Genomic DNA, 17,668 nt, shown 5'->3' with positions numbered 1-17,668 from the left:
CGATCATGATCGCCGGGTCCGCCCGGCGCTGGACCTGAGTTAAGCAGGACTTGCGAGGAGGTTCCGATGTCGATTCTGGCCGATCGAGGACTGGTGCGCCCCAGTTCCCCCGGGCCCGTTCCGGCAGGGGCGACCAGGCCCGTGCGCGTGATTCGGGGCAGGCGTGCCGAGCCCTTGCGTCCGCCGACCAGGGCGCGGGTCGTGGCAGGCCGTCGCCCTGGCGTCGTCACCGCCTCACCGGCGTGCCCGGCGCCCAGGCGACTCCCGCTCCGGTGGCCGTCGCTCGTCGCGATGGCCTTGCTCGTCGCCGGGGTCGTCACCGGATTGGGTCTGTTCCTGGCCGGGATTCCCGGCGCCGCGGTGCCCGAACGGACCACCACGGTGTCCGTTTCCGCGGGGGAGACGCTGTCGGATCTCGCGGCCCGATTCGCGCCAGGCAGCGACACCGGCGCGGTCGTCGCCAAGATCAAGGAACTCAACTCCCTGGAAGACGCCGTTCTCGTGCCCGGACTGCCGCTCACGGTCCCCGTCGCGGCCGAGGTCGCCGAGGGTGGGAGGTAACCCTGGAAGACGCTCTCACCCGCCGTGGGTGATGTCCCCTTTCGTGTCTGATCAGGCCCGCAGCCGCGGTTGCGTGCGCCCCACCTGCGATCTAGTCTCCACCGCTATATGTAGTAGTTACATGGCTGTAGTTGGTCCATAGCTTGGGGTAGACTCGGTACCAGTTGTCCACAGCTGGCTGGCGTTCACCCACCGGATGTCCACAGATCGATCCACATGTCGATCTTTCCCGTCGTTGCGTGGCGGCGGGAGCGGGCGTCCACTCGGGACCGGCCGGCGCGGAGGGGAAAGGTGATCGGCGGATGAGGTGCCCGTTCTGCCGGCATGCGGACTCTCGGGTCGTCGACTCCCGAGAGGTGGACGAGGGTCAGGCGATCCGGCGGAGGCGCTCGTGCGCCGCTTGCGGCCGGCGCTTCACCACTTCGGAGACGATGGTGCTCGCCGTCGTCAAACGATCCGGGGTCACCGAGCAGTTCAGCCGGGACAAGGTGGTCCGGGGGGTGCGCCGCGCCTGTCAGGGCAGGCCGGTCGACGACGACGCGCTGCAGCAGCTCGCGCAGCGGGTCGAGGAATCGATCCGGTCAGCGGGGCTGGCGGAGATCCCGAGTCACGAGGTCGGCCTGGCGATCCTGGGCCCCCTGCGCGAACTCGACGGCGTCGCCTATCTCCGGTTCGCCAGTGTCTACCGCTCCTTCTCCTCGGTCGAGGACTTCGAGAAGGAGATCTCGGACCTTCGTGAGGCCATGGCCGCCGCACCGGACGAGAGCGATCAAGACGCGAAAGACGGCTGATGCCGCCTCCCGCGTGGGAGTGAGGGAAGACCCATGACCGACACCGTGGGAACAGGCAACCCGGGCACAGCGCGGACGAGTGGGAAAAAGAAGCAGGCCGGCGGGCTCACCGTCCGGCGCGTCTTCACCACCGAGGGCGTCCACCCGTACGACCAGGTCACCTGGGAGAAGCGGGACGTCGTGATGACGAACTGGCGCGACGGTACGGTCAACTTCGAGCAGCGGGGTGTCGAGTTCCCCGACTCGTGGTCGGTCAACGCGACGAACATCGTCACCAGCAAGTACTTCCGCGGCGCCGTCGGCTCACCTCAGCGCGAGCAGAGCCTCAAGCAGCTGATCGACCGCGTCGTCCACTCCTACGTCGGCGCGGGCCGCGAACACGGCTACTTCACGACCTCCGAGGACGCCGAGGTCTTCGAGCACGAACTGACCTGGATGCTGCTGCACCAGGTGTTCAGCTTCAACTCGCCGGTGTGGTTCAACGTCGGCACCGCCTCGAAGCAGCAAGTCTCGGCATGCCAACCCTATGACGCGCTGGTCAACACCCCCGGTGGCGCGGTGCCCATCGGGCGCATCGTCGAACTGGACGCGGTGGGAGCCAAGGTCTACGACGCCCAGGGCTTGACCAAGGTCGTCGCGACGAAAGCGAACGGGATCAAGGAAGTCCTTCGTCTCACGACGAAGTCCGGTCATCGGCTCGACGTGACCGCAGATCACCTCGTCTGGCGCTCGACCGGGAGTGGTGGCTCCTTCGTGCCCGCCGGGGAGCTCCGTGCCGGAGACACCCTCGAATGGCACCGGCGCGATGCCTTCGGCGAGGCCGAGATCAACGAGCGGGACGTGGCCGAAGCCGCGCTCGCGGGCTGGTTGCAGTCGGACGGTTTCGTCGGCCAGTACGAAGGAACCAATCGTTCGCTGACGATCGAGGCCATGACGGTCACCGACGCCGAACTCGCATGGGTGCGGCGTGCTCTGGACCGGGTTTTCCCCGAGGTCCATCGGCACGAGCGGAAAGTCGAGACGCAGGACCAGTCGCTGGACTGCCGTCGCACCCGTCTCTACGGGACCAAGCTGGAAGCCTTCGTGAGTGACTGGGGGCTGCGCGCTCGCGGCCGCGCCATGACGGTCCCCGAGGATCTGAACACCGCGCCGCTGCCCGTCGTCGCCGCGTATCTCCGGAGCATCTTCCAGGCCGAGGGCTACGTGTCCGAGCGTGAGCGGTCGACGCTGGTCGGTCTCGACATGATCAGCGAAGAGCTGATCCGCGGGATCCAGCACCTTCTGTCCAGGTTCGGCATCTTCGCGCGGGTCGGCCGCAAGGAAGAGAAGCGGGACGACCGGCACGACCTGTGGGGAATCCGCATCCGAAACGCCGGGGATCGCCGGGTCTTCGCCGACACCATCGGCTTCCTCGACCCGATCAAGGCCGCGAAGCTCGAGGCATCGTTCGAGAAGCCAGGGCGTCCCGCGCTGGAGACCAAACGGCCGCAGATCGCGAGCATCGAAAGCCGCGGCGAGATGCCGGTCTACGACATCCAGACGGAATCCGGCGAGTACCTCTCCGGCAACCTCCGGGTCCACAACTGTTTCATCCTCGCGGTCGACGACACCATGGAGTCGATCCTCAACTGGTACCGCGAAGAGGGGCTGATCTTCAAGGGCGGCTCCGGTGCCGGCCTGAACCTCTCCCGCATCCGTTCCTCGCGTGAGCTGCTGTCCTCGGGCGGTACCGCGTCCGGCCCGGTCTCGTTCATGCGCGGCGCCGACGCGTCCGCGGGCACCATCAAATCCGGCGGCGCCACCCGGCGCGCGGCGAAGATGGTCGTCCTCGACGTCGACCACCCGGACGTCGAAGAGTTCGTGCGAACCAAGGCCCGCGAAGAGGAGAAAATCAAGGTCCTCCGCGACGCCGGGTTCGACATGGATCTCTCCGGTTCGGACATCACCTCCGTCCAATACCAGAACGCGAACAACTCGGTCCGTGTCTCCGACGAGTTCATGCGGGCCGTCGAGTCCGAGGGCGAGTTCGGCCTGCGGGCGAGGATGACCGGCGAGGTCATCGACCGGGTCGACGCCAAGAAGCTGTTCCGCACCATCGCGCAGGCCGCCTGGGAATGCGCGGACCCGGGACTGCAATACGACGACACGATCAACGACTGGCACACCTGCCCCGAATCGGGCCGCATCACCGCGTCCAACCCGTGCTCCGAATATTTGCACCTGGACAACTCCAGCTGCAACCTCGCCTCGCTGAATCTGCTCAAGTTCGCCACCGCCGACGGCGGTTTCGATGCGCCGCTGTTCGCGAAGGCCGTCGAGCTGGTCATCACCGCGATGGACATCTCGATCTGTTTCGCCGACTTCCCGACCGAGGCGATCGGTGAGACCACGCGTAAGTTCCGCCAGCTGGGCATCGGGTACGCGAACCTCGGCGCGCTGCTGATGGCGCTCGGGCACGCCTACGACTCCGACGGCGGCCGCGCGCTCGCCGCCGCGATCACGTCGCTGATGACCGGCGTCTCGTACCGGCGTTCGGCCGAACTCGCCGCGGTCGTCGGACCGTACGAGGGCTACGCGCGCAACTCCGAGGCGCATCGGCGGGTCATGCGCAAGCACGCCGCGGCCAACGAACTGGTGCGGACCTACCACGCGAACGACGCCGCGATCCGCGCGCTCGCGACCCAGGAATGGAAGCGCGGTATCGAACTGGGCGAGACCAGCGGCTGGCGCAACGCGCAGGCTTCGGTACTCGCGCCCACCGGATGCCTGACCGCGGACACCCTGGTCACCACCGACCGCGGGCTGGCCCGGCTCTCCGAACTCGGCGATCTGTACGGCGATCGCTGGCAGAACGCCGAATTCACGGTCGCGACCGACGAAGGCCCGCGCAGGGCCGCGAAGTTCTTCGTCAACGGCGAGGAGCCCACCCGCCGGATCGAGACCAAGGGCGGATACCGGATCCAGGGCACTCTCGCCCACCGGGTCAAGGTGGTGGAGCCGGGAACCGGGGCCTGGGTCTGGAAACGGCTCGCCGACATCCGGTCCGGCGACCTGGTGCCCCTGCGACTGGGCGGCTTGGTCGGTGCCCCCCGCCGGGTGCCGCTGCCGGTGCTCGACCAGGCGTACTACGCGGGCGACCGCGGTATCCGGGTGCCGGACGAGGTCACCGCCGATCTCGCGGAACTGGTGGGGTACTTCGAAGGCGACGGCAGCTCGCACTCGAAGGGCATCCGGCTCTGTGTGGCCGACACCGATCTCGATGTCGTCGACCGGTTGCGGATCCTGAGCAAAGGGCTTTTCGGTCTCGAACCCGCGGTCCGGCCATGTCAGGGCTACCGGGAGGTGACACTTCAGTCCGTCCGGCTGGCCCGATGGTGGCAGGCGGCTGGATTCGCGAAGGAGCTTCCCGGTTCCGACCACGTCGGCAAGGGATGGACTCCCCGAGTCCCCGCGACCATCCGTGAGTCCAACGACCCTGAGGTCTACGCTGCTTTCCTGCGCGGAGTCTTCGAGGCGGACGGGACCGTGCTCGAAGGAGTTCCGAGCGTCTCGACCTCTTCGGAACTTTTCGGCGAAGACATCCGGACTCTGCTGCTGGCCTTGGGCATGGCGACCACGACCCGCCGGACGACCAGCGGGTCCGGCGGGCCGATAGTTCAGATTCGGCCGCGTGACGTCGACCACGCCATGGTCTTCGACGAGATCGTCGGTTTCATCGGTGAGCGCAAGGCTCGGGCGATGGTGTGCTTGGAGCCGAAGGGCTCGGCCAAGGGCGATCGAGTGCACCTTCCGCGGCAGGTGTGGGACATACTCGTGCCGTTCGGACACGAGTACCGCGACGCGGTCGTTCAGTCGCTGCGGCAGACCGGTGGAGTGGCACGGATGCTCGCCCGCCGGATCTACTCCGAGACCTTCGATCCCAGGCTGGGCCGGGCGCTCGACTACCTCTTCGAGCCTGTCGAGTCCAATGAGGACGGCGGTGTTCAGCCCACCTACGACCTGTCGGTTCCGGACAACGTCACCTACGTCGCCAATGGCTTCGTCAGTCACAACACCATCGGCTTCATGATGGACTGCGACACGACCGGCATCGAGCCGGACTTCTCGCTGGTCAAGTTCAAGAAGCTGGTCGGCGGCGGTTCGATGCGGATCGTCAACCAGACGATCCCGCGCGCGCTGGTCGCCCTCGGCTACCAGGCCGAACAGGTCGAGGCGATCGTCGAGTACATCGCCGAGCACGGTCACGTCGTCGACGCTCCTGGACTGCGCTCCGAGCATTACGAGGTGTTCGACTGCGCCGTGGGGGAGCGGTCCATCGCGCCGATGGGGCACGTCCGGATGATGGCCGCGGTGCAGCCGTTCCTGTCCGGCGCGATCTCGAAGACGGTCAACATGCCGGAGTCGGCGACCGTCGAGGAGGTCGAAAAGATCTACTTCCAGGGCTGGAAGTCCGGTCTCAAGGCACTCGCGATCTACCGCGACAACTGCAAGGTCGGGCAGCCGCTGTCCAGCGGGAAGAAGGAGAAGGCCGAGGCCGAGACGGTCGTCGAGTACCGGCCGGTCCGCAAGCGCCTGCCGAAGAAGCGCCCGAGCCAGACGGTGTCCTTCACCGTCGGCGGCGCCGAGGGCTACCTGCACGCCGGCTCCTATCCGGACGACGGGCTCGGCGAGATCTTCGTGAAACTCGGCAAGCAGGGCTCGACCCTCTCGGGCGTGATGGACGCGTTCTCGATGTCGATCTCGGTCGGCCTGCAGCACGGGATCCCGCTGGAGTTCTACGTTTCGAAGTTCTCCAACCTGCGCTTCGAGCCCGCCGGGATGACCGACGACCCGGACATCCGGATCGCCACGAGCGTCATGGACTACCTGTTCCGCAGGCTGGCGCTGGACTACCTGCCGTACGAAAAGCGCGTGCAGCTCGGCATCTTCACCGCTGACGAGCGGTCGGCGCAGGTCGAGGCGAACTACGGCGCCGCGCCGGCCGCGGAACCGGAGAACGTCGACATCGAGGCACTTCGGTCCACTGTGGATTCGTCGGCCGCGGACCCCGCCAAGCGGGTGGCCCATTCGACGGCGGAACTGGTGGAGCTGAACCTCGGCACGGCTTCCGACGCGCCGCTCTGCATGACCTGTGGCACCAAGATGCGACCCGCCGGTTCTTGCTACGCCTGCGAAGGCTGCGGAGCGACCTCCGGTTGCAGCTGACGCCCGCGAACTACAGAGGCCAAGACACTGGGCAGCGCGGAATCACCGCTTCCGCGCTGTCCAGTGATCGCTGTCAGCCTGACGGCGGATGTTCCTGGCGGCGGCCAAGCCCAGAACCATCTTGGCTCCCGACCGCTTGGCCTCGTAGGCGACACCGGCCATCGTGTAGCCGGTGTGGTAAATATCGTCGAGAACGAGAACGGTCCGGCCTTCGAGATCCTCGTCGATCCGGAACTCGTGAAGCAGCGCGGCGCGTTCACGGTCGGTCATTTTCTTGGCAGGCTTCCGGCCCTCGCTTCTGGATTCGACCGTGGTCAGGGGAATGCCGAGCTCCTGGGAGAGAAGCGTCCCGATCATGACGCTCACCGACGGCTTGTCCCGAGCGTGGCCAGGAACGGGAAGGATGCGAGTGGCTTCGTTGAACCATTCGTGCCGGACCACCACATCGCTCAACGACCGGCACAACCTCAGCCCCGCGTGATCCACCTCCGCCCGGCGGGCAGCGGCGTAGCCCTTGATCAGCCGGATGAGGTCGGCCGTTTCGGTATGGACGAGTTCGGACGAGCCTTCCCTGACCGATCGCTGATAGAAGTCCAGCGCGACCGCGGCGTCGAGATGGCCCTTCTGTTCGATGTTGATGACGAGAACCTCTCGCAGGAAGTCCATGAACTCATTCAGTGAACTGTCGGGCTCGAAGTCCATCCGGATCCGGTAAGGCCACGCCGCGTCGTGTTTCAGCGTGCGAACTCTTTCGGCTCGCGGCAGGACGCCGAGGACGTGATCGGTGATCGCCGGGACACCGCGGTATTCGAGGAACCATGCCGATGCCGATCGCTCCAGTCGCCAATCCTCGAGGTGTTTCCCGCGACGATCCGGGCGATAACGTGGTGCTGTCAAAGTCGCTCCCTCTGAGAACGTGGACGAACCCAAGCTTGGCACGGAGCGCCGACAGCCGGTCGGAATTCCGGAGATCGGGCCGACCCCTCATCGAGCCAGGTCGAGGACGAGCGTCGCCACCGCCAGCGCGAGAAGACCCGCCGGGAAGGCGATGTTGTAGAGCACGCGTGCGCGTATGTGGGTGATGACGGCGCCGACGTAGAACAGCACGAGCCCGACAGCCGCCGCGGTGCCGAGGAACGTCACCCCGAACAGGCCGAGCAGCAGTCCAGCCGCACCCGCCGCTTTGAGCGCGGCCAGCGGCGGGATCCAGGACTGGGGCACGCCGACTTCGGCGGAGTTCTTGAGGACGAACGGGATACGCGCGAGGTCAGCGGCGGCGATTCCGGCGTTGAACACGACCGTCACGATGGCCAAGGTGAGGTAAGCGGTGAACATGCGCTCTGGACGAGGCCCGCGGCCCGAACGTGACAGCCGCTGGAGCACAACCCGGCCGTACTGTTTCATCGGTCGACTTGGCGAATGTGCGAAAATCGCACCACACTGATAACCGATGACCAGGCCGCGATTCGGGTGGCCCGGCGGTACGGGATTGAAGTTCACGGAACCGTATGGCTCCTGGCCCCGGGCCTGCCGGGATGGGAAGCTGACCGAAGTGGCTGCCGGAAATCTCATCGACCTGGTCCGAGCCACAGGTGCGCGCCTGCCCTGTACCGGTGCTGAGTTCGGCAGGTGGGGCCGAGCCCACTATCTGTTGTGACCGGCCACCGGGATCAGGAACGCCAGCGGTCGAGGACGGCGTCGATGGCGGCCTGAATGCGGTCGCGGGCGGCCTGTCGTTCCACGCCCGCCATGAGGAGGTCGTCGTAGTCGGTGTCCAGGTGCCGGATCGAGGCGACGACGGCGAGGAACACCGCTCGTTCGGCCAGTTCCCGTCCGGCGGCCGACCGGCCGACCCGGCCGCTGCCGCGCAGGCCGGCGTGTTCGGCGATGGCGCGGGCTCGTTCCGGTGGGCAGCCGGGGAACATTGCGGTGATCGCGGCGAAGAACCGCGCGGTGAACTCGACGTCCTCGTGCGCGCGGCGTTCACGATCGCGCCCGCGGCGTCGTTCCCGGACGTCCTCGTCGGCGAGGCACTGGTCCTCGGCGCTGCGCAACGCCGCGTCCTCGACGAGGATCCCTTGCCGCTCATGGCGTTTCCGTGACCGGTTGAACTTCATGACGACGGCGGAGAGCCGGCTCGCCTTCTTCGCCCGGCGGGTCAGGGCGGTGTCACCCGAAGGCAGGAAGACCAGGTGGCCGAGGTCGGCGCAGTCGAGGCAGTGCGGCACCTCGTTCTCCAGGAACAGCAGGTCGCCGGTGCCGCCGCAGTCGGCGCACGCCCAGTCCTTGAAAGCCACCGAGACGATGAGATCGGGAGCTTTCCGTTGCCTGGCCACGACTTGCGCACGTTTGGCTTCGGACAACCCGGGCATGATCCACTGCGTCCGGAACACCGGTTCGAGACCGGCCAGTTCGCCCGAGGCCGCCTTCAGCGGGGCTCGGTCGCGCGTCGCCCCGACGTGCTCGATGTCCGCGCTTTCGAGGCCTTTCCCGGTCGCCCATCGCCGGAGCGCGCCGAGAGCGAAGCTCAGTTTCTCCGCGCTCACCGGCAACGCCGTCGACAGGTCGGGGATCCGGCCCTGCTGCCAGGACCTGAGGACGGGGTCCGGTAGCCAGCCGATCCCCGTCAGGACGTCGAGCGCGGTCACCGATTTGCGTGTGGACAGCAGTTTCTCCGCCGTCTCCACGACGCGCTGTTCCAGTTTCGCCTCACCCTGCATCGCCGGGAATCCTAGCGATCACGCGGTTTCGGCCCGCGCCCGGTAGGCCCGGATCTTGGCGCGGTTGCCGCAGCGCTCCATCGAGCACCAGCGGCGGTTGCCCGAACGGGATGTGTCGAAGAAGAGCAGGTGGCAGTCGTCGGCCGAACATTCGCGGACGCGGCCGGACCGTTCGCCCGCGACGAGCCCGATCGCGTCGCGCGCGACGGCGCCCAGGAGCTGTTTCCCGGTGACGGGAGGCGCCCAGGTGAGCCGCCGCGTTTCCGGATCGATGACCGGCCGCGGGGTCGCCGCCGTCGCGTCGTTCAGCAGGACAAGGTCTTCCTCCGACGGCGCTTCGCCGCGGGCGAGGGCGGGCGCGACGCGGTAGAGCGCGTCCCGGAGTTCCTTGAGCGCGGCGAGTTCGGACGGCCGGATCCGGACGTCGGTCAAGGGCGCTGTCAGCGCCAGCCGGGAGCCGGTGAACCACTCGGCGAGGCCGGACGGCGTATGCGCGATCTCGTAGCGCTCGTACGGGCCGGGGCCGCCGGTCAGCATGAGTTCGAGGCTGAGGCTGCCCGGGTCGAACCGGTACCGCTCGCCCTGGGCGTTCACGAGAAGTCTTGTTCCCGGAGTCATGTAACCACTATAGTCGGTTTCAGAAACCAGGTAAGACGGTTACGGCGGAGGCGTGATGATCGGGAAGACGAAGGACGCGGGCTGGGAGATCGGCGTGTCCAAGACGGTGGCCCATCCGCTGGAACACGTGTGGAAGTACCTCTCGGGGCCGGGTCTGGCGGCCTGGCTGGGCGACGTGCGGCTGGAGCCGGAGAAGGGCGCGCCGTACGAGACGGCCGAGGGCACGGTCGGCGAGGTTCGCGGCTACCGCGTGCGCGAGAAGATCCGTCTCACCTGGCGGCCGAAGGACTGGGATCACGAGAGTACGGTCCAGGTAGGACTCCGTCCGGCCGGACCGGGCAAGACGACCGTCGTCTTCCATCAGGAGCGGCTCGCCGGTCCGGAGGAGCGTGCCGCGCAGCGAGAGCACTGGCGGACCGTGATGAAGGTCGTCGTCGACGGCCTCGCCGCCTGATCAGGACAGTGCTCGCCGCGCCTGTTCGTCCAGTGCCCCGGTGATGCGTTCGGGACTCAGGCCGAGTTCGCCGGTCTGGTGGAGGAAGACCTCGGGAGCGAGCGGCGCCAGCAGGATGTCGGCTAGCACGTCCGGGTCCTTCGCCTTCGCCTGCTCGGCGAGGAAACGGACGTGCGTGCGCCACAGCCGGTACGGGCCGGTGGTGAACCGTGAGTGCCCGACTTCGGTGCCGAGGACGAGATGCGCGTGCCGGGCGAGCAGGCCGGTCATCGCCGCGTAGAACGCGGCCAGCCGCTCGGCGGGTGGCGCGCCGGGGCCCAAAGGGGGAGGGCCGGTGAGCAACCGCTCCTGCAGTTCCCGCTCGTGGTCGTCCAGTAAGGCGACGGCGATCGCCGATCGGTCGGGGTAGCGGCGGTACAAGGTGGCGCGGCCGACCCCGGCCGCTTTGGCGATGTCCTCCATGGTGACGTCCGCGGCCGGACGTGCGGCGAAGAGTTCTTCGGCGGCCTTCAGGATCTTCGCGCGGTTACGGGCGGCGTCCGAGCGCTCCCGTCCCGGGCCGTTCGCGAGCAGATCTTCCTTCGGCATGTCCGCAGCCTAGGGAATATCCGGACGCGACGTCCACTTGTACCCGGCGAAGCAAGTGGACGCTGTGTCCATTTCCTGGCTGGGAGGCCCCGATGAGCCACCTTCTCCACCTCGACTCCAGCGCCCGCGGCGCGTCGTTTTCCCGCGAACTGAGTGCTCGTTTCGCCGAGGTCTGGCGTGCCGCGCGTCCTGGCGCGGGCTACACCTACCGCGACGTGGCCGCCGAGCCGGTGCCGCCGATCGGGCAGGCCTGGACCGAGATCTGTGACGCCCTCCTCGCCGCCGGGATCACCGACCCGGACGGCTACGCCTCGGTGGTCGAGACTCCGGAACAGCGGGAGGCCTGGGCCGTGGTCGAGCCGCTGCTGGCCGAACTGCTCGCCGCCGACGTCGTGCTGATCGGCGCGCCGATGTACAACTTCTCGATTCCCGCGACGCTCAAGCTGTGGATCGACCAGGTGACGTTCCCGAAGATGTCCTTGGCGGGCAAAGCCTTCGTGGTCGCCGGGGCGCGCGGCGGCACCTACCTGCCGGGCACGCCGAGGGAGCCTGTCGACCACCACGAGCGCTATCTCCGTGACTTCTTCGCCGGGCACTACGACGTCCACGACGTCACGTTCCTGCATTCCGAACTCACGAACGCGCTCGTCGACCCGCGGCTGAGCCCGCGCGACCCCGACCGGGTCGCGTCGCGGGAAACGGCGCTGCGGGCGGCGGAGTCGTTCGCCTCGGCGGAAGGGGCGGTCTGATGGGCTGGGGAATCCTGCTGGTGGCCGGGGTCGTCGAGGTCGCCTGGTCGCAGAGCATCAAACCGACGGAGAACTTCACCCGGTTCTGGCCGACCGTGCTCTGTTTCGTACTCGGCGTCGCGGCCGTCTACCTGCTTTCGAAGGCGATGGACACGCTGCCGGTCGGGACCGCGTACGCCGTGTTCACCGGGATCGGCGCGGTGGGCGCGATCGTGTTCGGCATCGTGATCCACCAGGATCCGCTCGGTTTCGGGCGGTTCGCGGCGATGGCGCTGATCGTCGGAGGGGTGGTGCTGGCGAAGGTGACGGAGTGAGCCGGGTGTGATGAAAGGGTCTTTCGAAGCGAAAGACCCTTTCATCACACGTCAGGCGAGCTTCTCCCACAGGAATTCGAGCATCAGCGCCCATTTGAACGCCAGCTGCTCGTTGTCGGCCGCCGCGCCGTGGCCACCCTCGATGTTCTCGTGGTACCGCACGTCGTGCCCCTGCTCCAGCATCCGCGCGACCATCTTGCGCGCGTGCGCGGGATGCACCCGGTCGTCCCGGGTGGAGGTGACGAACAGGACCGGCGGATAGTCCCGTCCACCGTGGACGTTCTGGTACGGCGAGTACTTCCCGATGAAGTCCCATTCCGCGGGATCGTCGGGATCTCCGTACTCGGCCATCCACGACGCTCCCGCGAGGAGTTTGTGGTATCGCTTCATGTCCAGCAGCGGCACCTGGCTCACGATCGCCCCGAACAGGTGCGGGTACCGCGTGAGCATGACGCCCATCAGCAGCCCGCCGTTGCTGCCGCCCTGGATCCCGAGCCGGTCCGGCTCGCTGATGCCGCGCTCGACGAGGTCGGCGGCGACGGCCGAGAAGTCCTCGTAGACCTTGTACCGCTTGGCTTTGGTGACCGAGGTGTGCCAGGCGGGCCCGTATTCGCCGCCGCCGCGGATGTTCGCGACGACGTAGGTCCCGCCGCGCGAGAGCCAGCCTCGGCCGATCACGCCGCTGTAGCTGGGGGTCAGCGAGACCTCGAAGCCGCCGTACCCGGTCAGCAGCGTCGGCCCGCCTTCGGCGCCGGAGGGGCGTACGACGAAGTACGGGATCTTCGTGCCGTCCTCCGACGTCGCGAAGTACTGCGAGACCGTCATGCCGTCGCTGTCGAAGAACGAAGGCGCGCTTTTGAGGACTTCGACGTCGCCGCCGACGTGCCCGTAGCTCAGCGTCGACGGCTGGGTGTAGCCGCTGGAGTCGAGCAGGTACTCGTCGCTGACGTCGGGGTGGGTGCCGGTGATCTGCGCCGTGCCCCATTCCGGTGTGCCGGCGAGCGGCTGCGAACTCCAGTCGTCCGACGGCGTGAGCACGTGCAGTTCAGTCCGGACGTCGGACAGCGTCGAGAGCAGCAGGTGGTTGTGCGTCCAGGCCCAGTACTCCAGCGACGTGTGCGCGTCGGGCGTGAAGAGCGTCGTGAAGGTGCGCTCACCCGCCATGAAGGCGTCGAATCCGGAGGCGAGCAGGGTGCCGGACGGATAGGTGGTGCCGTCGACGGTCCAGTCCGAGCGGAGCCGGATCAGCAGCCATTCGCGGTGCGAGGACGTCTGCGCGTCTTCGGGGACCTCGATCCGCTTCAGCTCGTCAGCCGTCCTGACGTACCGCTCGGTGCGGTAGAAGTCGATCGACCGGTAGACGAAGTCGCGTTCGTATCCCTCGGTCGGGTCGTGGTGGGCCGACACCGAGACGTCATCCGGCTTGCCCTCGAAGACCACCGTCGCCTCTTCGAGCGGGGTGCCGCGCCGCCATTCCTTGGCCAGCCTCGGATAGCCCGAGCTGGTCAGCGTCCCCGCGCCGAAATCGGTGCCGATGTAGACGCGGTCGCGGTCGATCCAGCCGATCCGGGTCTTGGCTTCGGGCACGAAGAACCCGTCCTCGACGAAACGGCGTTCTTCGAGGTCGAATTCGCGGACGACGGTCGCGTCGGCCCCGCCTCGCGACAGTTCGACCAGCGCGATGTCGTAGCCCGGCCGCAGGACGGCGGCGCCCTGCCACACCCAGTTCTCGCCGTCGGCCTCGGCCAGCGCGTCGACGTCGAGCAGGAGATCCCACTCCGGCGCGTCGAGCCGGTACTGCTCGAGGGTGGTGCGGCGCCACAGGCCGCGAGGGTTGGCCGAGTCCTGCCAGAAGTTGTACAGGTACTCGCCGCGGCGACGGACGTACGGGATCCGGTCGTCGGCGTCGAGGACCTCGCGGACCTCGTCACGGATGCCGGCGAACCGCTCGCCGGTGGACAGCTCCGCCAGAGATTCGGAGTTGCGGGCTCGCACCCAGTCCAGCGCGTCGCCGCCGGTCACGTCTTCCAGCCACAGGTACGGGTCCTCGTCACTCATGCTGACAGTCTCGCCGGGGTGTCGGCCCCGGCGCCACCAGGTGTGGCGTTTCGTATGCTGAGGGCTCGCACGCTGGGGGGAGACCATGACCGGCACCGACGAGGTATCCCGCCATCCGGGCACCGCCGTGGTCGGCCTGCTTATCGTCGCGGCCTTGACCGCCGCCGGGATGGCGATGGCGGGCGGACCGCGGGAGATCCACGGCCAGGCCCTTCCTGTACCGGACGCGCTCCCTTCCGAACGCGCCAAGGCACCGGCCAAACCCGCGCCCGAGGAGGTGCGGGAGCTGGAAACGAACCCGCTGCTGGCCGACGGGGTCGCGCTCGGCGCGGTCACCTGCCGGTTGCCGGCGATCAGCCGGGACCCCGCGAAGCTGGAGCGGTACTACAAGACCTTCGCGTCCTGTCTCGCCGAAGCCTGGAAACCGGCTTTGGACCAGGCGAACGAACCCGCGCTGACGGTGACCGTGCAGGTGACGCTGCCGGAGACGAGCGCCTGCGGGAAGGTGCCGAGCGAGGCCGAGGCCGTCGCCTACTACTGCGGTGGTGACACCACGATCTACGCGCCGACCGAGTGGATGCTGAGCGACGCCGGTCTCGAACGGTCCCGTCACCTCGCGACCATGGCCCACGAGTACGGGCACCACATCCAGCGCTCCAGCGGGATTTTGTCGGCCGCCGCGGAGAAGATGACCTCGCCGGACGAGGACAGCCCGGCCGACAAGGAACGGGTCCGCCGTATCGAACTCCAGGCGAACTGCTTCGGCGCGCTCGCCCTCGCGGCCGCCGCCGGGCGCGGGTCGATCAGCACTTCGCTGGCCACCGCCGCGCTCGACACCTACGGCGACACCGACGACAGCGACACCCACGGCAGTGGCCGTAACCAGCTGAAATGGGCGAAGGCCGGGTTCTCCGGGAAGACGACGTCGTCGTGCAACACCTGGGCGGCACCCGCTTCGGAGGTCAAATGAGCGACGACGTGATGGCCGAGATCCACACCGGTCTCCAGCTGCACATCTCCGGCGACCGGGCGGGCGCGCGCGAGAAGTTCGCCGCGCTGTGGGAGCGGATCGGTGCGGAAGGCGACCCGCTGCACCGATGCGCGCTCGCGCACTACATGGCCGACGTCCGCGACGACCCGGCCGACGAACTCGCCTGGGATCTCCGCGCGCTCGCGGCCGCGGATTCACTGACCGACGAACGCGCCCAGGAGTATCACGCGACCCTCGCCGTGCGCGGGTTCTACCCGTCGCTGCATCTCAACCTCGCCGAGGATTACCGCAAACTCGGTGATCACGAGGCCGCGAAGGCCCAGTGGGAGCTCGGTCGGGGGACCCTCGGCGCGCTCGGTGACGACCCGTACGGCACTGGGATCGTCGAGGCCTACGACGCGCTCGCGGCCAGGCTGGGCATCGAATCGGACTCTCCGGACTTCCGCGCACGGCGGTGAGGCCATAACCTGGAGTGACTCAGGTCACCCATCCGGGAGGAGCGCGTATGCGGATTTCCGATCTGTTGCGGAACAAGGGGGCGGCCGTCGCGACCGTCTCGCCGGAGACGAACGTCACTGAGCTGCTCGAGAGACTCGCGAAGCACAACGTCGGCGCCCTGGTGGTCGTCGACGACGAGGGCGGGATCGTCGGGATCGTCTCCGAACGGGACGTGGTGCGACGGCTCAACGAGCGCGGGCCCCAGCTGCTCGACGGATCGGTGTCCGCGATCATGACGAAGATGGTTGCGAGCTGTACCCCCGAGGACTCGGTGGACCAGCTGTCGGTCCTGATGACCGAACGCCGCATCCGGCACGTCCCGGTCCTGGTGGACGGCAGGCTCGCCGGGATCGTGAGCATCGGCGACGTCGTGAAGACACGAATGGAGCAGCTGGAGAAGAGTCAGGAACAGCTCGAGGCGTACATCTCGCAGGGCTGATCTTTGTTATGAACGGACCTTTCATAACAAAATCTGTTATGAAAGGTCCGTTCATAACATCGCCGACGGCTACTCGCGCCAGCCGGAAAGCTCCACACCCTTCGCGACATCCACCCGGTATCCGAGTGTCACGACGCCCTTCGCGCCCGGAGCGAGCGTCAGCCGCCAGGTGAACTCACCCAGATCGGTCTGCTCCACCGGCTCGGGCACCGCGCGGACGTCGCGGACCGTGATCGCTTCGTCGCGGGAGACCGGCGCCTGGTCCAGCACGGTCACCACCGCTTCGCGCGGGCTGTGGTTGCTGATGGTCGTGGTGTAGGCGGCCTCCCGTTTGCGCACGCCGGACAGCGTCGCCTTGCTCGCCGAGCGATGCGAGAGTTCCCGTTCGACCCGGATCCGGTCGTCCACGCCGAGAGCGAGTTCGAGTTCCTCGCCCGGTGCCCAGACGTCGAGCCGCGTGGTGCCGACGAACTCCGTCTCGTGAAACACCGACGCCTTCCCGGGCCGCAGGGTGTGTTCCGACGTGTTGACCACGGCCGCCCGCAGATACGCCTCCGACGAGACCGCCGGAGCGGTGACGTAGCCCAATTTCGCCGTCAGGTCCAGCCGCGCCAGCGTCGTGCGATGACCCTGCGCGCCCGAAGGCACCGCCACCGGACGGCCCGGCCGGTAGGTGACCGCGGTGGCCCCCTCCTCGGCGGTCGCGGTCCGCACCGCCATCGGGGCCCCGGCGGGCGCCATGCTCACCGCTTCCGGGATCCCGCCGCCCATCGGTGACGCCCCGCCGTACGCGGCGCGTGCCATCACCGGCTGGACCGGGCGTACGCGGTCGAGGAACCACGGTTCGAGTTCGGGGACCTCCACGGTGTTCGCCGGCCGCGCGGTGGACAGGGCCAGCTCGCATTCGGGCCAGTCCTCGCCGGTGTGCTGGGTGATCCTCCCGTACCAGGTCACGCTGACGTCCTCGCCACGGACGCGGACGTCGTAACCGGGCTCCCAGCTCGCGTTCGCGACCACATAGGACAGTTCGAGGCCGATCTCCGCGCCGTCCTCCTGGCTTTCCAGCTCGACCGTGACCGTCGCGCTGTCCACTTCGGCCAGTCCCTGCTTCGACTGGATCTCCCGGTCCAGCGCGCCGAGGTCGTCACGAAGCCGGGCGAGCCGGACGCCGAGTTCGCGGCGTTTGCCCAGCGCGTCCGCCAGCTGCGTGCCGAGCGCGTCGGTCACCTCCGCGACCCGGACCGGTTCGGCCGTGCCCGCCGCGAGCGCCTTCGCGAAGCTGCCGCCACTCCGCTTCGCCACCCCGGTCAGCAGCTCGACCTTCGCGGTCTCCGCGGCGACGGCGTCCGCGACCTCGTCGACCACGGCCTGGTCGGCGTGCCGCCGCTCGGTCAGCGCGCGCAAGGAAGCGTCGGCGGGCGCGGGATGGCGCTCGACGGCGACGTCGACCCCCGCGATGACCGCCGGACCGGAGCCGGTGATCCGGACCGAATCGGAGTCCAGGTTCCAGGGCAGGCCGGCGAAGCTGAACCGCGTCTCGTTGTCAAGGCGTGCCGAGGCCCGTCTCGTTATCCGGGCATGGTGGGGGTACACGGTGACGGCGACGATCGGTGCTTCCACGATGCTCGGCATGCCTCCGACGTTAGTCTCTTGACACCTGTTCGGGGGGCCGGAAACCTCAG

16 protein-coding genes are annotated in these 17,668 nt (G+C 68.1%); 9 read left to right on the top strand and 7 right to left on the bottom strand.

Annotated elements, in window-relative coordinates; genetic code table 11:
• Window positions 1-66: 66 nt before the first annotated feature.
• The 3 genes from BS329_RS44285 to BS329_RS00635 all read left to right on the top strand — a co-directional run bounded on the left by BS329_RS44285 (window position 67) and on the right by BS329_RS00635 (window position 6,557).
• Window positions 67-561 carry a LysM peptidoglycan-binding domain-containing protein gene (locus BS329_RS44285; RefSeq protein ID WP_076154739.1) on the top strand — a complete coding sequence of 165 codons (495 nt, stop codon included), beginning with the start codon at window positions 67-69 and terminating at the stop codon, window positions 559-561.
• A 302-nt stretch (window positions 562-863) separates the two neighbouring features.
• Window positions 864-1,352: a transcriptional regulator NrdR gene (nrdR, locus tag BS329_RS00640; RefSeq protein ID WP_037304189.1), complete on the top strand. Its 489-nt coding sequence runs from the start codon at window positions 864-866 to the stop codon at window positions 1,350-1,352.
• Window positions 1,353-1,385: 33 nt separating this feature from the next.
• Entirely contained in the window at window positions 1,386-6,557 is a 5,172-nt protein-coding gene (locus BS329_RS00635) for an adenosylcobalamin-dependent ribonucleoside-diphosphate reductase (RefSeq protein ID WP_076154737.1), read from the top strand.
• Between the two features lie 42 nt (window positions 6,558-6,599).
• Here the strand turns inward: BS329_RS00635 and BS329_RS00630 are convergent, their stop codons facing one another.
• From BS329_RS00630 to BS329_RS00615, 4 genes are all read right to left on the bottom strand, one after another.
• Window positions 6,600-7,454 carry a phosphoribosyltransferase gene (locus BS329_RS00630; protein ID WP_143252777.1) on the bottom strand — a complete coding sequence of 285 codons (855 nt, stop codon included), beginning with the start codon at window positions 7,452-7,454 and terminating at the stop codon, window positions 6,600-6,602.
• A gap of 87 nt (window positions 7,455-7,541) precedes the next feature.
• On the bottom strand, window positions 7,542-7,892 hold the full coding sequence (locus tag BS329_RS00625) for a DoxX family protein (RefSeq protein ID WP_076154733.1): 351 nt from the start codon (window positions 7,890-7,892) through the stop codon (window positions 7,542-7,544).
• Window positions 7,893-8,227: 335 nt separating this feature from the next.
• On the bottom strand, window positions 8,228-9,277 hold the full coding sequence (locus BS329_RS00620) for a DUF2293 domain-containing protein (protein ID WP_076154731.1): 1,050 nt from the start codon (window positions 9,275-9,277) through the stop codon (window positions 8,228-8,230).
• 18 nt (window positions 9,278-9,295) lie between these two features.
• Window positions 9,296-9,895 carry a CGNR zinc finger domain-containing protein gene (locus BS329_RS00615; RefSeq protein WP_076154729.1) on the bottom strand — a complete coding sequence of 200 codons (600 nt, stop codon included), beginning with the start codon at window positions 9,893-9,895 and terminating at the stop codon, window positions 9,296-9,298.
• Between the two features lie 55 nt (window positions 9,896-9,950).
• On the opposite strand from BS329_RS00615, the gene BS329_RS00610 reads away from it, so the two are divergent.
• Complete coding sequence (locus BS329_RS00610) at window positions 9,951-10,349, top strand: SRPBCC domain-containing protein (protein WP_076154727.1); 399 nt, start codon at window positions 9,951-9,953, stop codon at window positions 10,347-10,349.
• Here the strand turns inward: BS329_RS00610 and BS329_RS00605 are convergent, their stop codons facing one another.
• Complete coding sequence (locus BS329_RS00605) at window positions 10,350-10,937, bottom strand: TetR/AcrR family transcriptional regulator (protein ID WP_076154725.1); 588 nt, start codon at window positions 10,935-10,937, stop codon at window positions 10,350-10,352.
• 92 nt (window positions 10,938-11,029) lie between these two features.
• Between BS329_RS00605 and BS329_RS00600 the strand changes: the two genes are divergently transcribed.
• Together BS329_RS00600 and BS329_RS00595 are read left to right on the top strand one after the other, a co-directional pair.
• On the top strand, window positions 11,030-11,686 hold the full coding sequence (locus tag BS329_RS00600) for an FMN-dependent NADH-azoreductase (RefSeq protein ID WP_076154723.1): 657 nt from the start codon (window positions 11,030-11,032) through the stop codon (window positions 11,684-11,686).
• Complete coding sequence (locus tag BS329_RS00595) at window positions 11,686-12,000, top strand: DMT family transporter (RefSeq protein ID WP_076154721.1); 315 nt, start codon at window positions 11,686-11,688, stop codon at window positions 11,998-12,000. The genes BS329_RS00600 and BS329_RS00595 overlap by 1 nt, the downstream gene beginning before the upstream one ends.
• 51 nt (window positions 12,001-12,051) lie before the next feature.
• On the opposite strand, the gene BS329_RS00590 is transcribed toward BS329_RS00595, so the two are convergent.
• Window positions 12,052-14,058: a prolyl oligopeptidase family serine peptidase gene (locus BS329_RS00590; RefSeq protein WP_076154719.1), complete on the bottom strand. Its 2,007-nt coding sequence runs from the start codon at window positions 14,056-14,058 to the stop codon at window positions 12,052-12,054.
• 85 nt (window positions 14,059-14,143) lie between these two features.
• On the opposite strand from BS329_RS00590, the gene BS329_RS00585 reads away from it, so the two are divergent.
• The 3 genes from BS329_RS00585 to BS329_RS00575 are packed head-to-tail and all read left to right on the top strand — an operon-like array spanning window position 14,144 to window position 15,986.
• The gene (locus tag BS329_RS00585; protein WP_076154717.1) at window positions 14,144-15,028 is read left to right on the top strand and encodes a neutral zinc metallopeptidase; all 885 of its coding nucleotides are present in this window, start codon (window positions 14,144-14,146) and stop codon (window positions 15,026-15,028) included.
• Entirely contained in the window at window positions 15,025-15,507 is a 483-nt protein-coding gene (locus BS329_RS00580) for a hypothetical protein (RefSeq protein WP_076154715.1), read from the top strand. The genes BS329_RS00585 and BS329_RS00580 overlap by 4 nt, the downstream gene beginning before the upstream one ends.
• Before the next feature lie 47 nt (window positions 15,508-15,554).
• Window positions 15,555-15,986, top strand: coding sequence for a CBS domain-containing protein (locus BS329_RS00575; RefSeq protein WP_076154713.1), 432 nt, complete (start codon window positions 15,555-15,557; stop codon window positions 15,984-15,986).
• A gap of 69 nt (window positions 15,987-16,055) precedes the next feature.
• Here the strand turns inward: BS329_RS00575 and BS329_RS00570 are convergent, their stop codons facing one another.
• Window positions 16,056-17,618 carry a DUF4139 domain-containing protein gene (locus BS329_RS00570; RefSeq protein ID WP_076154711.1) on the bottom strand — a complete coding sequence of 521 codons (1,563 nt, stop codon included), beginning with the start codon at window positions 17,616-17,618 and terminating at the stop codon, window positions 16,056-16,058.
• Between the last annotated feature and the right edge of the window lie 50 nt (window positions 17,619-17,668).

This window comes from Amycolatopsis coloradensis (genome assembly GCF_001953865.1).
Lineage (GTDB): Bacteria > Actinomycetota > Actinomycetes > Mycobacteriales > Pseudonocardiaceae > Amycolatopsis > Amycolatopsis coloradensis.
The sequence above is the reverse complement of the archived record's forward strand: the minus strand, read 5'-3'. Positions and strand labels throughout refer to the sequence as shown.